Origin of the sequence: Bacillus sp. FS02, from assembly GCF_024398395.1 — a bacterium.
Lineage (GTDB): Bacteria > Bacillota > Bacilli > Bacillales > Bacillaceae > Bacillus > Bacillus altitudinis.
Genome location: NZ_CP074101.1, coordinates 2,879,205 through 2,892,892, shown reverse-complemented (window position 1 = coordinate 2,892,892; position 13,688 = coordinate 2,879,205). Strand labels below are relative to the sequence as shown.

At 43.3% G+C, this 13,688-nt stretch carries 11 protein-coding genes, 20 tRNA genes and 1 pseudogene; 6 read left to right on the top strand and 26 right to left on the bottom strand.

All coding sequences use genetic code 11. The annotated features are described in order from the left end of the window. The first annotated feature begins 6 nt into the window (after positions 1-6). The 3 genes from KFQ09_RS14795 to KFQ09_RS14785 all read left to right on the top strand — a co-directional run bounded on the left by KFQ09_RS14795 (position 7) and on the right by KFQ09_RS14785 (position 1,497). Positions 7-1,053 (top strand): cytochrome d ubiquinol oxidase subunit II, encoded by a 1,047-nt coding sequence (locus KFQ09_RS14795; protein ID WP_169476099.1) that lies wholly within the window; start codon positions 7-9, stop codon positions 1,051-1,053. 68 nt (positions 1,054-1,121) lie between these two features. Further along, positions 1,122-1,280, top strand: coding sequence for a DUF1540 domain-containing protein (locus KFQ09_RS14790; RefSeq protein ID WP_008360682.1), 159 nt, complete (start codon positions 1,122-1,124; stop codon positions 1,278-1,280). A gap of 25 nt (positions 1,281-1,305) precedes the next feature. Further along, complete coding sequence (locus KFQ09_RS14785) at positions 1,306-1,497, top strand: hypothetical protein (protein ID WP_035391037.1); 192 nt, start codon at positions 1,306-1,308, stop codon at positions 1,495-1,497. Between the two features lie 105 nt (positions 1,498-1,602). Here KFQ09_RS14785 and menC read toward each other — a convergent pair whose 3' ends face one another. From menC to KFQ09_RS14755, 6 genes are all read right to left on the bottom strand, one after another. Then, complete coding sequence (menC, locus tag KFQ09_RS14780; protein ID WP_035391035.1) at positions 1,603-2,727, bottom strand: o-succinylbenzoate synthase; 1,125 nt, start codon at positions 2,725-2,727, stop codon at positions 1,603-1,605. Continuing rightward, positions 2,714-4,174 (bottom strand): o-succinylbenzoate--CoA ligase, encoded by a 1,461-nt coding sequence (locus tag KFQ09_RS14775; RefSeq protein ID WP_035391033.1) that lies wholly within the window; start codon positions 4,172-4,174, stop codon positions 2,714-2,716. Before KFQ09_RS14775 ends, menC begins: the two co-directional genes overlap by 14 nt. A gap of 70 nt (positions 4,175-4,244) precedes the next feature. Beyond that, positions 4,245-5,063 (bottom strand): 1,4-dihydroxy-2-naphthoyl-CoA synthase, encoded by an 819-nt coding sequence (menB, locus tag KFQ09_RS14770; protein WP_008342913.1) that lies wholly within the window; start codon positions 5,061-5,063, stop codon positions 4,245-4,247. A gap of 14 nt (positions 5,064-5,077) precedes the next feature. Then, positions 5,078-5,908, bottom strand: coding sequence for a 2-succinyl-6-hydroxy-2,4-cyclohexadiene-1-carboxylate synthase (gene menH, locus KFQ09_RS14765; RefSeq protein ID WP_255835786.1), 831 nt, complete (start codon positions 5,906-5,908; stop codon positions 5,078-5,080). Further along, a complete protein-coding gene (gene menD / locus KFQ09_RS14760; protein ID WP_217816455.1) occupies positions 5,893-7,635 on the bottom strand; it encodes a 2-succinyl-5-enolpyruvyl-6-hydroxy-3-cyclohexene-1-carboxylic-acid synthase in 1,743 nt (580 codons plus the stop codon). The genes menH and menD overlap by 16 nt, the downstream gene beginning before the upstream one ends. Beyond that, complete coding sequence (locus KFQ09_RS14755; RefSeq protein ID WP_255835785.1) at positions 7,628-9,046, bottom strand: isochorismate synthase; 1,419 nt, start codon at positions 9,044-9,046, stop codon at positions 7,628-7,630. The genes menD and KFQ09_RS14755 overlap by 8 nt, the downstream gene beginning before the upstream one ends. 383 nt (positions 9,047-9,429) lie before the next feature. On the opposite strand from KFQ09_RS14755, the pseudogene KFQ09_RS14750 reads away from it, so the two are divergent. The 3 genes and pseudogenes from KFQ09_RS14750 (at position 9,430) to KFQ09_RS14740 (ending at position 11,785) form a co-directional block, all read left to right on the top strand. Further along, a pseudogene (locus tag KFQ09_RS14750) lies at positions 9,430-10,369 on the top strand (1,4-dihydroxy-2-naphthoate polyprenyltransferase). A 117-nt stretch (positions 10,370-10,486) separates the two neighbouring features. Next, the gene (locus KFQ09_RS14745; protein WP_116307311.1) at positions 10,487-11,221 is read left to right on the top strand and encodes a TraR/DksA C4-type zinc finger protein; all 735 of its coding nucleotides are present in this window, start codon (positions 10,487-10,489) and stop codon (positions 11,219-11,221) included. Positions 11,222-11,308: 87 nt separating this feature from the next. Next, positions 11,309-11,785 carry a TspO/MBR family protein gene (locus tag KFQ09_RS14740; RefSeq protein WP_008342900.1) on the top strand — a complete coding sequence of 159 codons (477 nt, stop codon included), beginning with the start codon at positions 11,309-11,311 and terminating at the stop codon, positions 11,783-11,785. Between the two features lie 76 nt (positions 11,786-11,861). Here KFQ09_RS14740 and KFQ09_RS14735 read toward each other — a convergent pair. From KFQ09_RS14735 to KFQ09_RS14640, 20 genes are all read right to left on the bottom strand, one after another. After that, a tRNA-Glu gene (locus KFQ09_RS14735) sits at positions 11,862-11,933 on the bottom strand. 7 nt (positions 11,934-11,940) lie between these two features. Continuing rightward, positions 11,941-12,031, bottom strand: a tRNA-Ser gene (locus KFQ09_RS14730). 3 nt (positions 12,032-12,034) lie between these two features. Beyond that, positions 12,035-12,109, bottom strand: a tRNA-Asn gene (locus tag KFQ09_RS14725). A gap of 6 nt (positions 12,110-12,115) precedes the next feature. After that, positions 12,116-12,192: transfer RNA gene (locus KFQ09_RS14720), tRNA-Ile, on the bottom strand. Between the two features lie 16 nt (positions 12,193-12,208). After that, a tRNA-Gly gene (locus KFQ09_RS14715) sits at positions 12,209-12,282 on the bottom strand. An 11-nt stretch (positions 12,283-12,293) separates the two neighbouring features. Continuing rightward, positions 12,294-12,369: transfer RNA gene (locus tag KFQ09_RS14710), tRNA-His, on the bottom strand. A 24-nt stretch (positions 12,370-12,393) separates the two neighbouring features. Beyond that, positions 12,394-12,466 (bottom strand) — tRNA-Phe (locus KFQ09_RS14705). 16 nt (positions 12,467-12,482) lie between these two features. Next, a tRNA-Asp gene (locus KFQ09_RS14700) sits at positions 12,483-12,559 on the bottom strand. A 15-nt stretch (positions 12,560-12,574) separates the two neighbouring features. Then, positions 12,575-12,651: transfer RNA gene (locus KFQ09_RS14695), tRNA-Met, on the bottom strand. A gap of 22 nt (positions 12,652-12,673) precedes the next feature. Then, positions 12,674-12,766, bottom strand: a tRNA-Ser gene (locus KFQ09_RS14690). Positions 12,767-12,773: 7 nt separating this feature from the next. Next, positions 12,774-12,850, bottom strand: a tRNA-Ile gene (locus KFQ09_RS14685). A gap of 4 nt (positions 12,851-12,854) precedes the next feature. After that, a tRNA-Met gene (locus KFQ09_RS14680) sits at positions 12,855-12,928 on the bottom strand. 26 nt (positions 12,929-12,954) lie between these two features. Beyond that, positions 12,955-13,027 (bottom strand) — tRNA-Ala (locus tag KFQ09_RS14675). Positions 13,028-13,035: 8 nt separating this feature from the next. Continuing rightward, positions 13,036-13,112: transfer RNA gene (locus KFQ09_RS14670), tRNA-Pro, on the bottom strand. Positions 13,113-13,119: 7 nt separating this feature from the next. After that, a tRNA-Arg gene (locus tag KFQ09_RS14665) sits at positions 13,120-13,196 on the bottom strand. A gap of 11 nt (positions 13,197-13,207) precedes the next feature. Continuing rightward, positions 13,208-13,293, bottom strand: a tRNA-Leu gene (locus KFQ09_RS14660). Positions 13,294-13,305: 12 nt separating this feature from the next. Beyond that, positions 13,306-13,377, bottom strand: a tRNA-Gly gene (locus KFQ09_RS14655). Positions 13,378-13,407: 30 nt separating this feature from the next. Beyond that, positions 13,408-13,490: transfer RNA gene (locus KFQ09_RS14650), tRNA-Leu, on the bottom strand. A gap of 7 nt (positions 13,491-13,497) precedes the next feature. Beyond that, positions 13,498-13,572, bottom strand: a tRNA-Lys gene (locus KFQ09_RS14645). 37 nt (positions 13,573-13,609) lie between these two features. After that, a tRNA-Thr gene (locus tag KFQ09_RS14640) sits at positions 13,610-13,685 on the bottom strand. Positions 13,686-13,688 lie beyond the last annotated feature (3 nt).

Here is a 13,688-nt window from a genome sequence, read left to right as displayed (position 1 = left end):
ATGCAAATGGATGTAACAACTGATGCACTCATTGCAATCACCATCTTATGGGGATTCGTGTTTATCTATGCAGTGATGGCATCAATGGATTTCGGTGCAGGATTTTGGTCAATGATTTACATGAATAAAGAGCAGACAAAGGCCGCAAATATCGCAAATAAGTATCTTTCTCCCACTTGGGAAGTAACAAACGTCTTCATTGTGGCCATCGTCGTTGCCTTGTTTAGCTTGTTTCCAGGTGCAACATTTGTGCTAGGCACTGTTCTATTAATACCCGGCAGCATTATTTTGTTGCTTCTTGCACTGCGAAGCGGATTTCTCGTCTTCTCTCATTCACTGCCTAAAAAATATAGAAAAGCCGTTACATATATTTCAGGAATTAGCGGCTTTATTATTCCGTCCATCCTCATCATGGTTCTCCCCATTACACATGGTGGATTCATCTTTCAGGAGAATAATGTCTACTCATTAGATTTAGGATTGGTCTTTACAAGCGCAAATGTCTATTCTTTCGTAGGTTTTGCGATTTTCAGTACCCTTTTCCTCTCATCTTTGCTTTTAGCTGATTTTTCTAATGTTGCAAACGAAGATGAGGCTTATAACATTTATAGAAGAGGAGCACTGATTACGGGTCCACTTTCTCTCATGATGGCTTTCTTTATCATGCTCACACTGAGAAGTGAGGCCAATTGGCTGTTCACAAAAATGATGCAGAACATCCCGATCCTTCTTGTTTCTCTACTCATGTTTTTGCTTGCAGGTTTGGCTCTATTTTTACCAAACAGTCGCTTTAAACATCGGAAAGGGAGACCACGTTTAGCGGTTATCGCCATTACAATTCAATATTTCTTAGCAAGCTATGTGTATGGACATGCGCATTTGCCCTATATGGCCTATCCTGATATTACCATCATGTCTGGGTTTACAGATCCCGTCACATTTAGGGCATTATTTATTACGTATATTGTAGGGTTTATCATCCTATTCCCTGGGTTCTACTTCTTCTGGAAATTGTTTATGAAAGATAAGCGTTATATTCGTCAGGAAGATTAACATGAATGAACGCCCCTTACTTCGGTTACATTATAGATGAAAGACATACTCAAAAGGAGGTCATCTGTATGAGTCAAAAAATCCTTTGTGAAGTAAACAACTGTTCCTACTGGAATGCTGGAAATCGTTGTGGTGCAGATGCAATTTATGTCGTCAGCCATACAGGAAATACGGCTGAGAAAAGTGAAGAAACTGACTGTAAAACGTTTAAACCTCAAGACCTTTAAGTCTAATTAAAGGAGGCGCTTCGCTTTGAAAAACGATCGGCTTGCTCAAACGTTTCTTGAAGAAATTCAGGACACGGACGAGGCTGCATTTTATCAAGCAGCTCACTCCTTTTTAAATCTTTGGGATTATGAATACGGACATGTTTCCGACATGCCCAATGACATGCATCAGTATATTGGACAGCTTGCTTACGACAGCGGGCTTGTAGAAGAGTAAGAAAGAGCGGATGACCGCTCTTTCTTTTTGTTCAGACAGGAAGGAAAAACTTTCCTCAACTATACAGTGGTTCTATGGATGGTGCAAATGGCGATTCATTCGTTTTCATTTCACAAAATCATGTTTTGTAAACACATCAATTTTATCTGAGAAAGAACGAAGCGCTTGATAATCAACTTCTACACCCATACCTGGAGAACGAGGTACTTCAATAAACCCATTTTCAACTTTAATTTCAGGAAAAATGATATCCTGCTCCCAATATTTCGACGATGCTGAAATATCCCCAGGAATCGTAAATTGCGGAAGTGATGCAAGTGCCACGTTTTGCGCGCGAGAAATGCCTGTTTCAATCATTCCCCCGCACCATAACGGAATCTGCTGCTCCTGGCAGAACGCATGAATCTTAAGAGCTTCAGTCAGCCCTCCAACTCGTGAAGGCTTCACATTAATAATCTGACAGCTTCCAAGTTCTACAGCTTTTCTCGCATCATCTAAAGAACAAATACTTTCATCCAAACAGATTGGTGTTTTTAAATGCTTTTGCAAATGCCGATGATCGACAATGTCATCTGCGGCTAAAGGTTGTTCAATCATTAATAAACGAATATCGTCGAGCTGCTTCAGTTTGCTAATATCTTTTAATTCATAAGCAGAGTTTGCATCCGCCATTAACGGAAGGTGAGGGAAAGACTCTCTTATCTTTTGTAGAAGTCCAATATCTTGTCCCGGCTTAATCTTCACTTTCACACGCTGATAGCCTTGATCAACAAACTGCTCGATTTGCTGAATCATATCATCTACTGGTCCTAACCCCGCAACGACACCAGATGGAATTCTATCTCTAGTACCGCCTAAGACGTCACGTAAGGACTTATTTTCTCGCTTCGCATAAATATCCCACACAGCTGCCTCAATTCCCGCTTTGGCCATTCTATTGCCTTTAAAATGGTACAAGCTGTCTGGTATGTCCGAAGGATGTGTAAAAGATCGGGTCAGCACGTTCGGGATAAAGAAAGCCCTCAGCATGTGATAGCAGGTCTCGATGGTTTCTTCTGTATACCACGGAGAAGAGAAGGCAGATACCTCTCCCCATCCAGTTAATCCTGTTTGATCTTTGACCTCGACAATAATAAACTCACGCTCTAAAATGGTCCCAAGGCTCGTTGTAAACGGCTGTTTGAGTTTCATCGTGACATGATATAAGATCACACGTTCAATTTGAATCATCTAAAAACCCCTTTGATTTGAGTCTGTGCCTCTGCAATTTATTCGACGCATTCCTTGGCAGCTCATCCACAAAGTGAAAAGCGGCGGGCCATTTATACTTGGCTAATTGCGACTGACATAAAGCATAGAGCTCATTCTCCGGAATCTGCTCATCTGTCACAAGGAAGGCAGCAGGTACCTCTCCCCATTTTTTATCATACATACCCGTCACTCCGGCTTCCTTTACATTTGGATGTGTTAAAAGAACTGCTTCAATTTCTGCTGGATAAATATTTTCTCCGCCAGAAATAATTAAGTCTGACCGCCGATCAAGCACAAATAAGAATCCGTCCTCATCTACATAGCCAATATCACCCGTTTTCAGCCAGCCCTGCTCAAATGCAGCAGCTGTTGCCTCTTGACGATAAAGGTAGCCTTTCATGACATTTGCACCTTTTACCATGATTTCACCATGCTCAAAAGGACGACACGGACGGTTCTCATCTTGAATCTTTAATTCACACCCAAAAAGGGGCTTTCCCGCTGATCCAAGCTTTTCCACACTAAATTCGGGCGCAAGTGTCACAATTTGTGAGCAGGTCTCCGTCATACCGTACGATTGAAACACAGGAAATCCTTTCTCCTTACTCTCTTGAAGCATCGCATAAGGCGCAGGGCCTCCGCCTAACAGCAGGCAGCGCAAAGATGACGGACATTCTTCAAGTCCACTTAATAAACGGGACAGCATGGTTTGTACAACTGACACCATCGTCACTCGATGCTGTTCAATAGCATCCTTGACTTCATCGACATCAAACTTTTGATGAAGCACGACAGTCATACCGTATATGACAGATTTAAATATAGCGGATAAACCGCTTATATGAAAAAGAGGCAAGGCAATGAGCCAGCGGTCGTCCTCCCTGATCCCTAAATTCAATGCCGAGGAAACAGCACTATGAAAATGATTGCCAAACGTTTGCTCCACCCCTTTAGGGCGTCCTGTCGTTCCAGATGTATACATAATCGTCGCCGTCTCATTTAAATCAATATCATGTACGACCTTCTTTTCCATATCATGATCTGCATCAGGTAAAGTCTCTATTGTATAAACAGGTAAATCACCATGATGCTCATTTGCATATGCAGGCTCTGTTAATAAAGCCATGACTTTCGCATCTTTCAGCTGAAAACGTCTCTCTGCTTTTGTTAACTTATTGTTCAATAACACAATCTTGAAGCCTAATAAAAAACAAGCGTGAACAAGCATGACCATGTGAGGATGGTTGTTCATTAAAATCGCAACCGTATCCCCTTTTTTAAAAGATGCACGTGTCAGTCGATTTGCAAGTTGGTCTACATCATTCGCTAAATCACGAAATGTCCACTCGTTGTCTTGATAAATGAGTGCGACCCGGTCTGGCGTTAAATACGCACGGTGCAGCAGCCAATTCGGTTGCTTCATCATGACACCTCCTTTTCATAAAAGAAAACAGCTCAGTCTGATGCACTAAGCTGTTTTCATCCATATCATTGAATCAAGGGAAACGAGGGAACTGACCGAAGTCTGGCTTCCGTTTTTCCTTAAAGGAATCGCGTCCTTCTTTTGCTTCATCTGTTGTGTAATAAAGAAGGGTCGCATCTCCTGCAAATTGCTGAATACCAGCTAATCCATCTGTGTCCGCATTAAATGCAGCTTTCAAGAATCGTAAAGCAGTAGGGCTCTTTTCTAGCATGTCCTCACACCACTTCACTGTTTCTTCTTCCAGCTGCTCTAATGGTACAACTGTGTTGACAAGTCCCATATCAAGCGCTTCTTGTGCATTGTATTGACGGCATAAGTACCAGATTTCTCTTGCTTTCTTATGACCCACAATACGTGCAAGATAGCCAGATCCATAACCAGCATCAAAGCTGCCCACTTTTGGTCCTGTTTGTCCAAAAATCGCATTGTCTGCTGCAATGGTAAGGTCACACACGACATGAAGCACATGCCCGCCGCCAATCGCATAGCCCGCAACCATCGCAATAACTGGTTTTGGAATGACACGAATTAAACGCTGTAAGTCTAGGACGTTTAGACGTGGAATTTGATCGTCTCCTACATAGCCGCCATGACCGCGTACTTTTTGGTCTCCACCTGAACAGAATGCTTTTCCTCCAGCACCTGCAAGGACAATGACACCAACATCTGAATTGTCGCGAGCACGTGAGAATGCATCAATTAATTCACTTACAGTCTTTGGTGTAAATGCATTATGTACATGCGGACGGTTAATGGTGATTTTTGCAATCCCATTATATGTTTCATATAAAATTTCGTCATACTGACGCTCAGTTTGCCATTCAATAGCCATCAATATTTCCTCCTCTAATCTTGCGATAAAATAAACTCACTTACTATTTTACCAAAAAAATGTGGTTGTTCCACATGAACTGTATGCCCGGCATGCTCTACTACTGTGAATTGACTGTATTCAAGCTCCTGCTGCATACGTTTGGCGATGTCACAGAACTTTTTATCAAGTGTTCCGCAAATGAGTAAAACAGGCTGTTTTATCTGCTTTAATGCTTCCCACATAGACGGCTGTGAACCGGTTCCTATACCTTCTAAGCTGCGAGCCAGCCCGTTAGGATCGGCTTTTAGCCTTCCCTCTCTCAGTTGCGTTAGCCTGTCCGCTGGCAAGGATTTCTGCGAAGCAAACAGCGGAATGTTCTCCCAAAAATCCACAAACTGCGCTAATCCTTCATGTCTGATCTTTTGAGCTAGCTGATGATCATGATTCAGCCTCGCCATCCGCTCTTTAAAAGAGTTCAGCCCTGGAGATGTACTCTCAAGAATCAACTTGTTTACACGTTCTGGATAACGGGAGGCAAATGATAAAGCAATACGCCCTCCCATAGAATATCCGAGAATGTTCACTTTGTGAAGCTTTAATTGATCTAAAATTTCAGCAAGATCTGCCAGCTGCTGGGACATTGCATATCTTCTTATACTCTTTGGTGAGTCTGTGCGGCCATGTCCAAGCAAGCTGACCTGAATCAACCTCGTATGTTTTTCTGTATAAGTATTTAAAAAAGCCCAAGAAGCTGCACTCCCTGTAAAGCCATGTAAACATAACGTGGCATTTTCAGCAGATGGGTTATGGTCTATCACCTCATACGACACACCATCGTGCATTCGTATTATGAGTGAAGGCATTCTTTTTTCACTTCCCTCAATATCTCGTCCATCATTTGGCGATGTTTGCCCACGCGAGAATGCCGGTCAGTTTCAATCTCAATTAAATGAAGCCCTGGTTCTTGGATATGCGCCAAGTACACATCTTTTAACTCTTCTTTCGTTGTCGGCTTCGAATAGGTTCCCCCATATAGCTTTGATGCATACTCAAAATTCAACCCAGTCGGCGTACCAAAGAGCTTTTCATAATACGGTTCATCGGATGCCTGCGGAAGGAAAGAAAAGATTCCTCCACCATCATTGTTTAACAACACAACCGTGAGCGGAATGTCCATTAGCTTAGCTGCAAGAAGACCGTTCATATCATGGTAAAAAGACAAATCACCGATGACTAAAGTGATGGGTTGTTTCAAGGCTGCATATGTTCCAAGAGCTGTGGACACAACACCATCAATGCCATTTGCTCCGCGATTCGCCATCATCCGAAACGGTTTTGACTGCGTTTCAAAAAAGGTATCGACATCTCGAATAGGCATACTATTTCCGATAAAGAGCACACTCTCTTTTGGCAAAAGGTGCTGCAGCTGACGATAGACATTTCCCTCAAATGTCAGGTCCTCATCATTGTATTGATTTGCATGCATTCTAAAAGAAGAATTGACACTCTGCCAGCGTCGTAAGTAAGATGTATCCTGACGCTTTTCCGCTCTCATCAAGACTTCTTCTACAAAAGAGGCTACATGACTTTCAATCATGTATGATGCGCTTAAACCAGGATCTCGATAACCACCCGCAGCATCGACGACAATCTGCTTCACTTCCGCATGCTTTTCCAGCCACTTAAATAAAGGCTTAGACACAGGCATCGGTCCAAAACGAATGACCATTTCAGGCAAGAGATGCTGCTGCAATGCCTCATCTTTTAACAAAGAATCGTATGCATCTATAATGTATTCTTCACTTTCATGTCCATTTCGCAAAAGAGAAAGCGGGTCAGCTAAAATTGGCAGATGCAAAGCTTTTGCAAGACGTAACACTGACGCCTGCTCTTCCACCGAGTGAAGTTCACCAGCAACAATGATTCCTTTTGCCGCTTTGTTCATGATAGACACTAATTCTGACATAACCCGATCATCCGGGCGAGCTTGACCTGCTGCTAAAACTTTGTTCGCAGCTCCTTCTTCTCTATCAAAAGGATCAATAGACAAGTCAGGTAGCAATGGTTCTCTCAGCGGCACATTCACTTGAACTGGTCCCTTTGGCTCCTGCATAGACACATGACTTGCCCTAGCAGCAGCAGTTTGGACATACCGCAGCATCGTTTGGCTTTCTTCTGGCAAAGCTAAGTCTGTGAACCATTTAACAAACTTACCGAATAAGAATTGCTGATCAATCGCTTGAGGTGCCCCAACCTCCCTCAATTCGTGCGGCCGATCAGCAGTTAAAACAATCAGTGGTACCCGAGAATAATGTGCCTCGACAACAGCTGGGTAAAAGTTAGCTGCTGCCGTACCTGATGTACAAATGAGTAGCACTGGTGTTTGGCTCGCTTTCGCAAGACCCAATGCATAAAAAGCAGCAGACCGTTCATCCACTAACACATGGACATTGATCTCTTGATGAGCAAGAGCGAGCATCGCAAGCGGTGTTGAACGGGAGCCAGGACAAACAACTGCCTCCTTCACACCACTTTGCACAAATTCATCCATTAATCTGCCAATATATCTTGTCATGATTTGATTATTCAATAGGACGACCTCCAAGAGCAGACAGCATTGGTCTTAATTTCACTTGCGTTTCTTCATACTCTTGTTTTGCAAGGGAATCCTCTACAATTCCACATCCAGCAAACAAACGAACTTGGTCTTCCTCAATAAGACCTGATCGAATGGCGACAGCAAATTCTCCATTGTCCTTAGAATCAATCCATCCCACTGGCGCCGCATACCAACCGCGTTTCAACGGTTCGATTTCACGAATCACCTCTACCGCTTTTTCCTTAGGATATCCTCCAAGCGCTGGTGTTGGATGAAGCTGTTCAATTAATGAAAAGAGTGAACAGCTGCTTTTGATTTCTCCCACAATGGGTGTAAATAAATGCTGAATGTTTTTCGTTTTATAAAGACTTGGTTGATTTGGCTTATGCACATGATGGCAGTTTGCTTCAAATGCCTGCTCAATCATATTCACGACAATTTGATGTTCAATCAAATTTTTCTCATCATGCAGCAGTTCCTCACCTAGTGCCTGATCTTCTACTTCATCTTGACCACGTACAATGGAACCTGCCAAACACGATGAAAAGACTTCACCACCGCTTTTTTTCACTAAACGTTCAGGCGTCGCCCCGACAAATGCTTGTCTTCCCTGCTCTATAGCAAATACATAACTCGTTGTTTGATGTTTTAGTAATTCTGCTAATAGTGGAGCGAGTTCTATTTGATTTTTATAGTGAAGCAAGACTTCTCTTGCTAAAACAACCTTTTCATATTCGTTCACACGAATGTGTTCTGTCGCTTCATGGATTGCTTTCATCCATTCCTGGACATCTAACTCTTCCATATGCACAAGCTCAGCTTGTCCATGATTTCTGACAGGCAATGCATCAAAATTAGAAGCTTTCTGTTCTAACTCTTGAATGAGCTGATGAACATTCCCGTCCACCTCGTTCCATTGATTGATCGTTAGAAACGTGCCTTCTTTGGAAACAGTCAGCATCATCGATGGCACAAAAAAATGAGCCTCGCCAAATGCTTCCCAGTGACGCGCCTTCTCTTCATATGGATCAAATGAAAATCCTCCAAATAAAAGCGGACCAACTGCCGCTTGCTTTAACTCCTTCTCATCATGAAAATGGAACATATGCTGTTTCAGCTGCTCCCATTCTTGATGGACGATATTGAATCGTTCTTTGCCTTGCTCTGATGATTTAATCACGGCCGCTCTGCCAAGTCCAGAAAATATCATTTGGCTTTCTGGATCAGACCAAAAAAACCGCTCGCCTAAAAAATCCGCTTCGCCGCTTTGGAAAAAGGCAAGAGGATCCAGATCGTCAACTCTTCTGGAGTAGCTTATCAAAACAGCATGGTTGACGTTATTCGCTTCTTCTAATGTCGCAAGCGCTTCCTGCCGGAAAGTACTTTGCACTGTTGTCACCATGATACATTCCTCCAAAATCCATGAAATAACATATAAAAATAAAACCATCATGTAAAAAAATACATGAACATTCGAGTATGTCGAATGACCTGCTTTTCTATTATAAACCTTAACAGATGAACTTAGTAAAGAAAACAGCTTTTAAAACCTCGAATCCTTATTATATCACGCTTTCAAGATTTTTTCGCTCCCGCTTATTGAAATGAGAACATCCCTTAAAAAATGGTAAGACCTGTTCGAAGATCAAGCTTTCTCTCTAGATGGGAACGATTAGCAAACATCTTTTTCTTGTTTCATCGCATCAATATATTGACACCTTTTTGAACTTTGCTAAACTGGAATTTGGACGTGTACGTATTTTTTTATTTAAAGGAGTATATTTTATGCAGCATCAATCGATATCAGATCAGCTTTCACCAATTAAGCCTGATAAAAACTGGCGGATTTGGTGGAATTTACTACGACCGCATACATTAACAGCGGCATTTATTCCCGTTACTTTAGGAACTGTCCTAGCACTTCCGAGTGGTCAAATACATGTTGGGCTATTTTTAGCTATGCTATTTGCATCGATGTTTATCCAAATTGCAACGAACATGTTTAATGAGTACTTTGATTATGTTCGCGGATTGGACAATGAGAAATCTGTCGGTATCGGCGGAGCGATCGTGAGAAACGGTGTAAAACCAAAAACAGTTTTAGGCCTCGCTTATGCCTTATTCGCGCTTTCTTTATTACTTGGGATCTATATTTGCATGATGTCTAGCTGGTGGATTGCACTCATAGGACTAATTTGTATGGCAGCAGGCTATTTTTATACCGGTGGCCCTGTACCAATTGCTTATACACCATTTGGAGAACTTGTATCAGGTGCTTTTATGGGACTAGGCATCATTTTAATTAGTTTCTATATCCAAACAGGAACATTGACATCAAAAGCTGTGCTCGTTTCATTACCTATCTCTATTTTAGTTGGTGCCATCTTACTGTCGAACAATATCCGTGATTTAGACGGTGATAAAGAGAATGGACGAAAGACACTTGCTATCCTAGCTGGACGTAAAGCGGCCGTCAACATCCTACTTTCCATGTTTGTGATCTCATATGTACTCATTTTTGTTTATATCTTTATGGATATCGTGGGTCTTTGGAGCCTTCTTGTCTTACTCAGTGTGCCAAAAGCTTATACAGCCATTAAAGAATTTAAGCAAAAAGAAAAACCAATTGAATTAATGAATGCCATGAAGTCGACAGCACAAACCAATACGTTTTTTTGGTTTCCTGTTAACGATCGCATTGATCTTACAATACTATCTCGCATAACACGAAACGCCTGCAGCCGCAGGCGTTTTTTATTGAAAAATTGCTTCAAATTGGCACAAGTCTTACATAAAAATTTGCTCATACTAACAATATGTTTGATATGAAAGGGTGATCGCTTTGTTGTCTAAAAACGAATTACATCTGTTGAAGCAGCGACTTCTCGATGAAAAACAAGAAATTGAAGCCAAAAGCCATGACGATGAACAGAAAGTATCATTTCCTTATGATTCAGTGGGCGAACTGTCAGCCTATGATAACCACCCTGGCGACCAAGGGACAGAACTATTCGAACGCGGAAAAGACATTGCCTTAAACAGTTTGGAACATGAGCATCTGTCCGATATCAATGAAGCACTCCAAGCAATGGCAGACGGCTCTTATGGTTTGTGTAAAGTGTGTAAAGCCCCTATTCCTAAAGAACGCTTAGAAGCCCTTCCCACCGCCATCACATGCACAGAGCATTCAAAAGAACAGACCGTTTCACAAAACCGACCCATTGAAGAGGACTTATTAAGTCCGCCCTCAGGGCAATTTGAAAATGAAGAAAGTGCTGCATATGATGGCGAAGATGCCTACCAAGATGTAGAACGCTATGGAAACTCTGATACCCCATCCGATATGGAATTTCCTCCATTGACTTACGATGATGTGTATACACAATCAGAAGATGAAGATTATGTGGAAGACTACGAAGGGTTTGCAGCTGCTGATATTGAAGGAAAAGCAAGCAAGGTCTATCCAAATAAAGCACACGAAGCTTATGAAGAAGCATTAGATGAAGAAGGCGTCATGACGGTGTTTGGTGACTTGAAGCCATATGAAGAAGAACCTTATACTAAAAAAAATCATTAGTCCCCACATATTGGGGGCTTGATGTTTATATCATGTAATAATTGGGAAATAAGTTGAAGAGTGAATTGATTGGGAGGAGATTTCTGGATGGCTAAAAAAAGTATCATTTGGGCGGTTATCGTCTTCTTTATTACATACGCATTATTTTCTATTGCAGGGTTCCTGTTCCCTATCGACAGGGAATGGTATGACGCACTAAATAAACCTGAATGGACACCTAGTGGTGGTGTCATCGGTGCGGTCTGGGCTGTCTTATTCGCCCTCATTTCGTTATCTGCCGCCATCATTTATGCAAAGTATGGTTTTCAAAAAATCACATTACCATTTTGGATTCTGTTTCTTTTAAATTATGTATTCAATCAAGCCTTTAGCTTTTTTCAATTTACACAAAAAGATTTATTTGCAGCTACGATCGACTGCCTGCTTGTAGCACTAACAGCACTTGCGCTTGTCATCGTCTCACGTAAACTAAGCAATGTTGTCCCAATTTTATTGATTCCTTATGTTTTATGGGGATTCTTTGCGACATACTTGTCTTATACGATCTATTCCATGAATATGTAAAAAAAGACCGCTATGATGGCGGTCTTTCATTTTGCAGAAAATAAAAAAGAGATCTTTATTAGACCTCTTTAAAAAATGACCCGTACGGGATTCGAACCCGTGTTACCGCCGTGAAAGGGCGGTGTCTTAACCGCTTGACCAACGGGCCAGAAAAATGGCGGAGAAGGAGGGATTTGAACCCTCGCGCCGCTTGCGCGACCTACACCCTTAGCAGGGGCGCCTCTTCAGCCACTTGAGTACTTCTCCATTTGGCTCCGCAGGTAGGATTCGAACCTACGACCGATCGGTTAACAGCCGATAGCTCTACCACTGAGCTACTGCGGAAAGTCATGGTGGGCCTGAGTGGACTCGAACCACCGACCTCACGCTTATCAGGCGTGCGCTCTAACCAGCTGAGCTACAGGCCCATGAACGATATGCAAATGGAGCGGGTGATGGGAATCGAACCCACGACATCAGCTTGGAAGGCTGAGGTTTTACCACTAAACTACACCCGCAAAAATATGTATGGGGCGATTGATGGGAATCGAACCCACGAGTGCCAGAGCCACAATCTGGTGCGTTAACCACTTCGCCACAACCGCCATACTGATATTTATTTGTAAAAGTGGCTCGGGACGGAATCGAACCGCCGACACACGGATTTTCAGTCCGTTGCTCTACCAACTGAGCTACCGAGCCATGTATTCATTTAAAATGGCGGTCCGGACGGGACTCGAACCCGCGACCTCCTGCGTGACAGGCAGGCATTCTAACCAACTGAACTACCGGACCAATAGAGAAAAAATTTGGTTGCGGGGGCAGGATTTGAACCTGCGACCTTCGGGTTATGAGCCCGACGAGCTACCGAACTGCTCCACCCCGCGATGATATCATTTTTTAAAAATATGGCGGAGGAAGAGGGATTCGAACCCCCGCGGGCTTTGACACCCCTGTCGGTTTTCAAGACCGATCCCTTCAGCCGGACTTGGGTATTCCTCCGTATAGATGGTGGACCTTGTAGGACTCGAACCTACGACCGGACGGTTATGAGCCGTCTGCTCTAACCAACTGAGCTAAAGGTCCTTTATAGCGGCGGAGGGGATCGAACCCCCGACCTCACGGGTATGAACCGTACGCTCTAGCCAGCTGAGCTACACCGCCATGATATAAAATAATCTTTTAAAAAGTGGAGCCTAGCGGGATCGAACCGCTGACCTCCTGCGTGCAAGGCAGGCGCTCTCCCAGCTGAGCTAAGGCCCCATAAAAGATGGTCGGGAAGACAGGATTCGAACCTGCGACCCCTTGGTCCCAAACCAAGTGCTCTACCAAGCTGAGCTACTTCCCGATCTTAATGGCGCGCCCGAGAGGAGTCGAACCCCTAACCTTTTGATCCGTAGTCAAACGCTCTATCCAATTGAGCTACGGGCGCTTATTTTATAATGCCGAGGGCCGGACTTGAACCGGCACGGTAGTCACCTACCGCAGGATTTTAAGTCCTGTGTGTCTGCCAATTCCACCACCCCGGCGTGGATGGTATAAGCGGAAGACGGGATTCGAACCCGCGACCCCCACCTTGGCAAGGTGGTGTTCTACCACTGAACTACTTCCGCATTACAGGATTTCTTTATGTTGTTTGGCAATGCGGGTGAAGGGACTTGAACCCCCACGTCATAAAGACACTAGATCCTAAGTCTAGCGCGTCTGCCAATTCCGCCACACCCGCATGAAAATGGTGAGCCATGAAGGACTCGAACCTTCGACCTCTGATTAAAAGTCAGATGCTCTACCAACTGAGCTAATGGCTCGCTTTTAAAGCGACTTGTCTATCTTACCATATGAAAGTGGTGCCGGCAAGAGGACTTGAACCCCCAACCTACTGATTACAAGTCAGTTGCTCTACCAGTTGAGCTACACCGGCTTT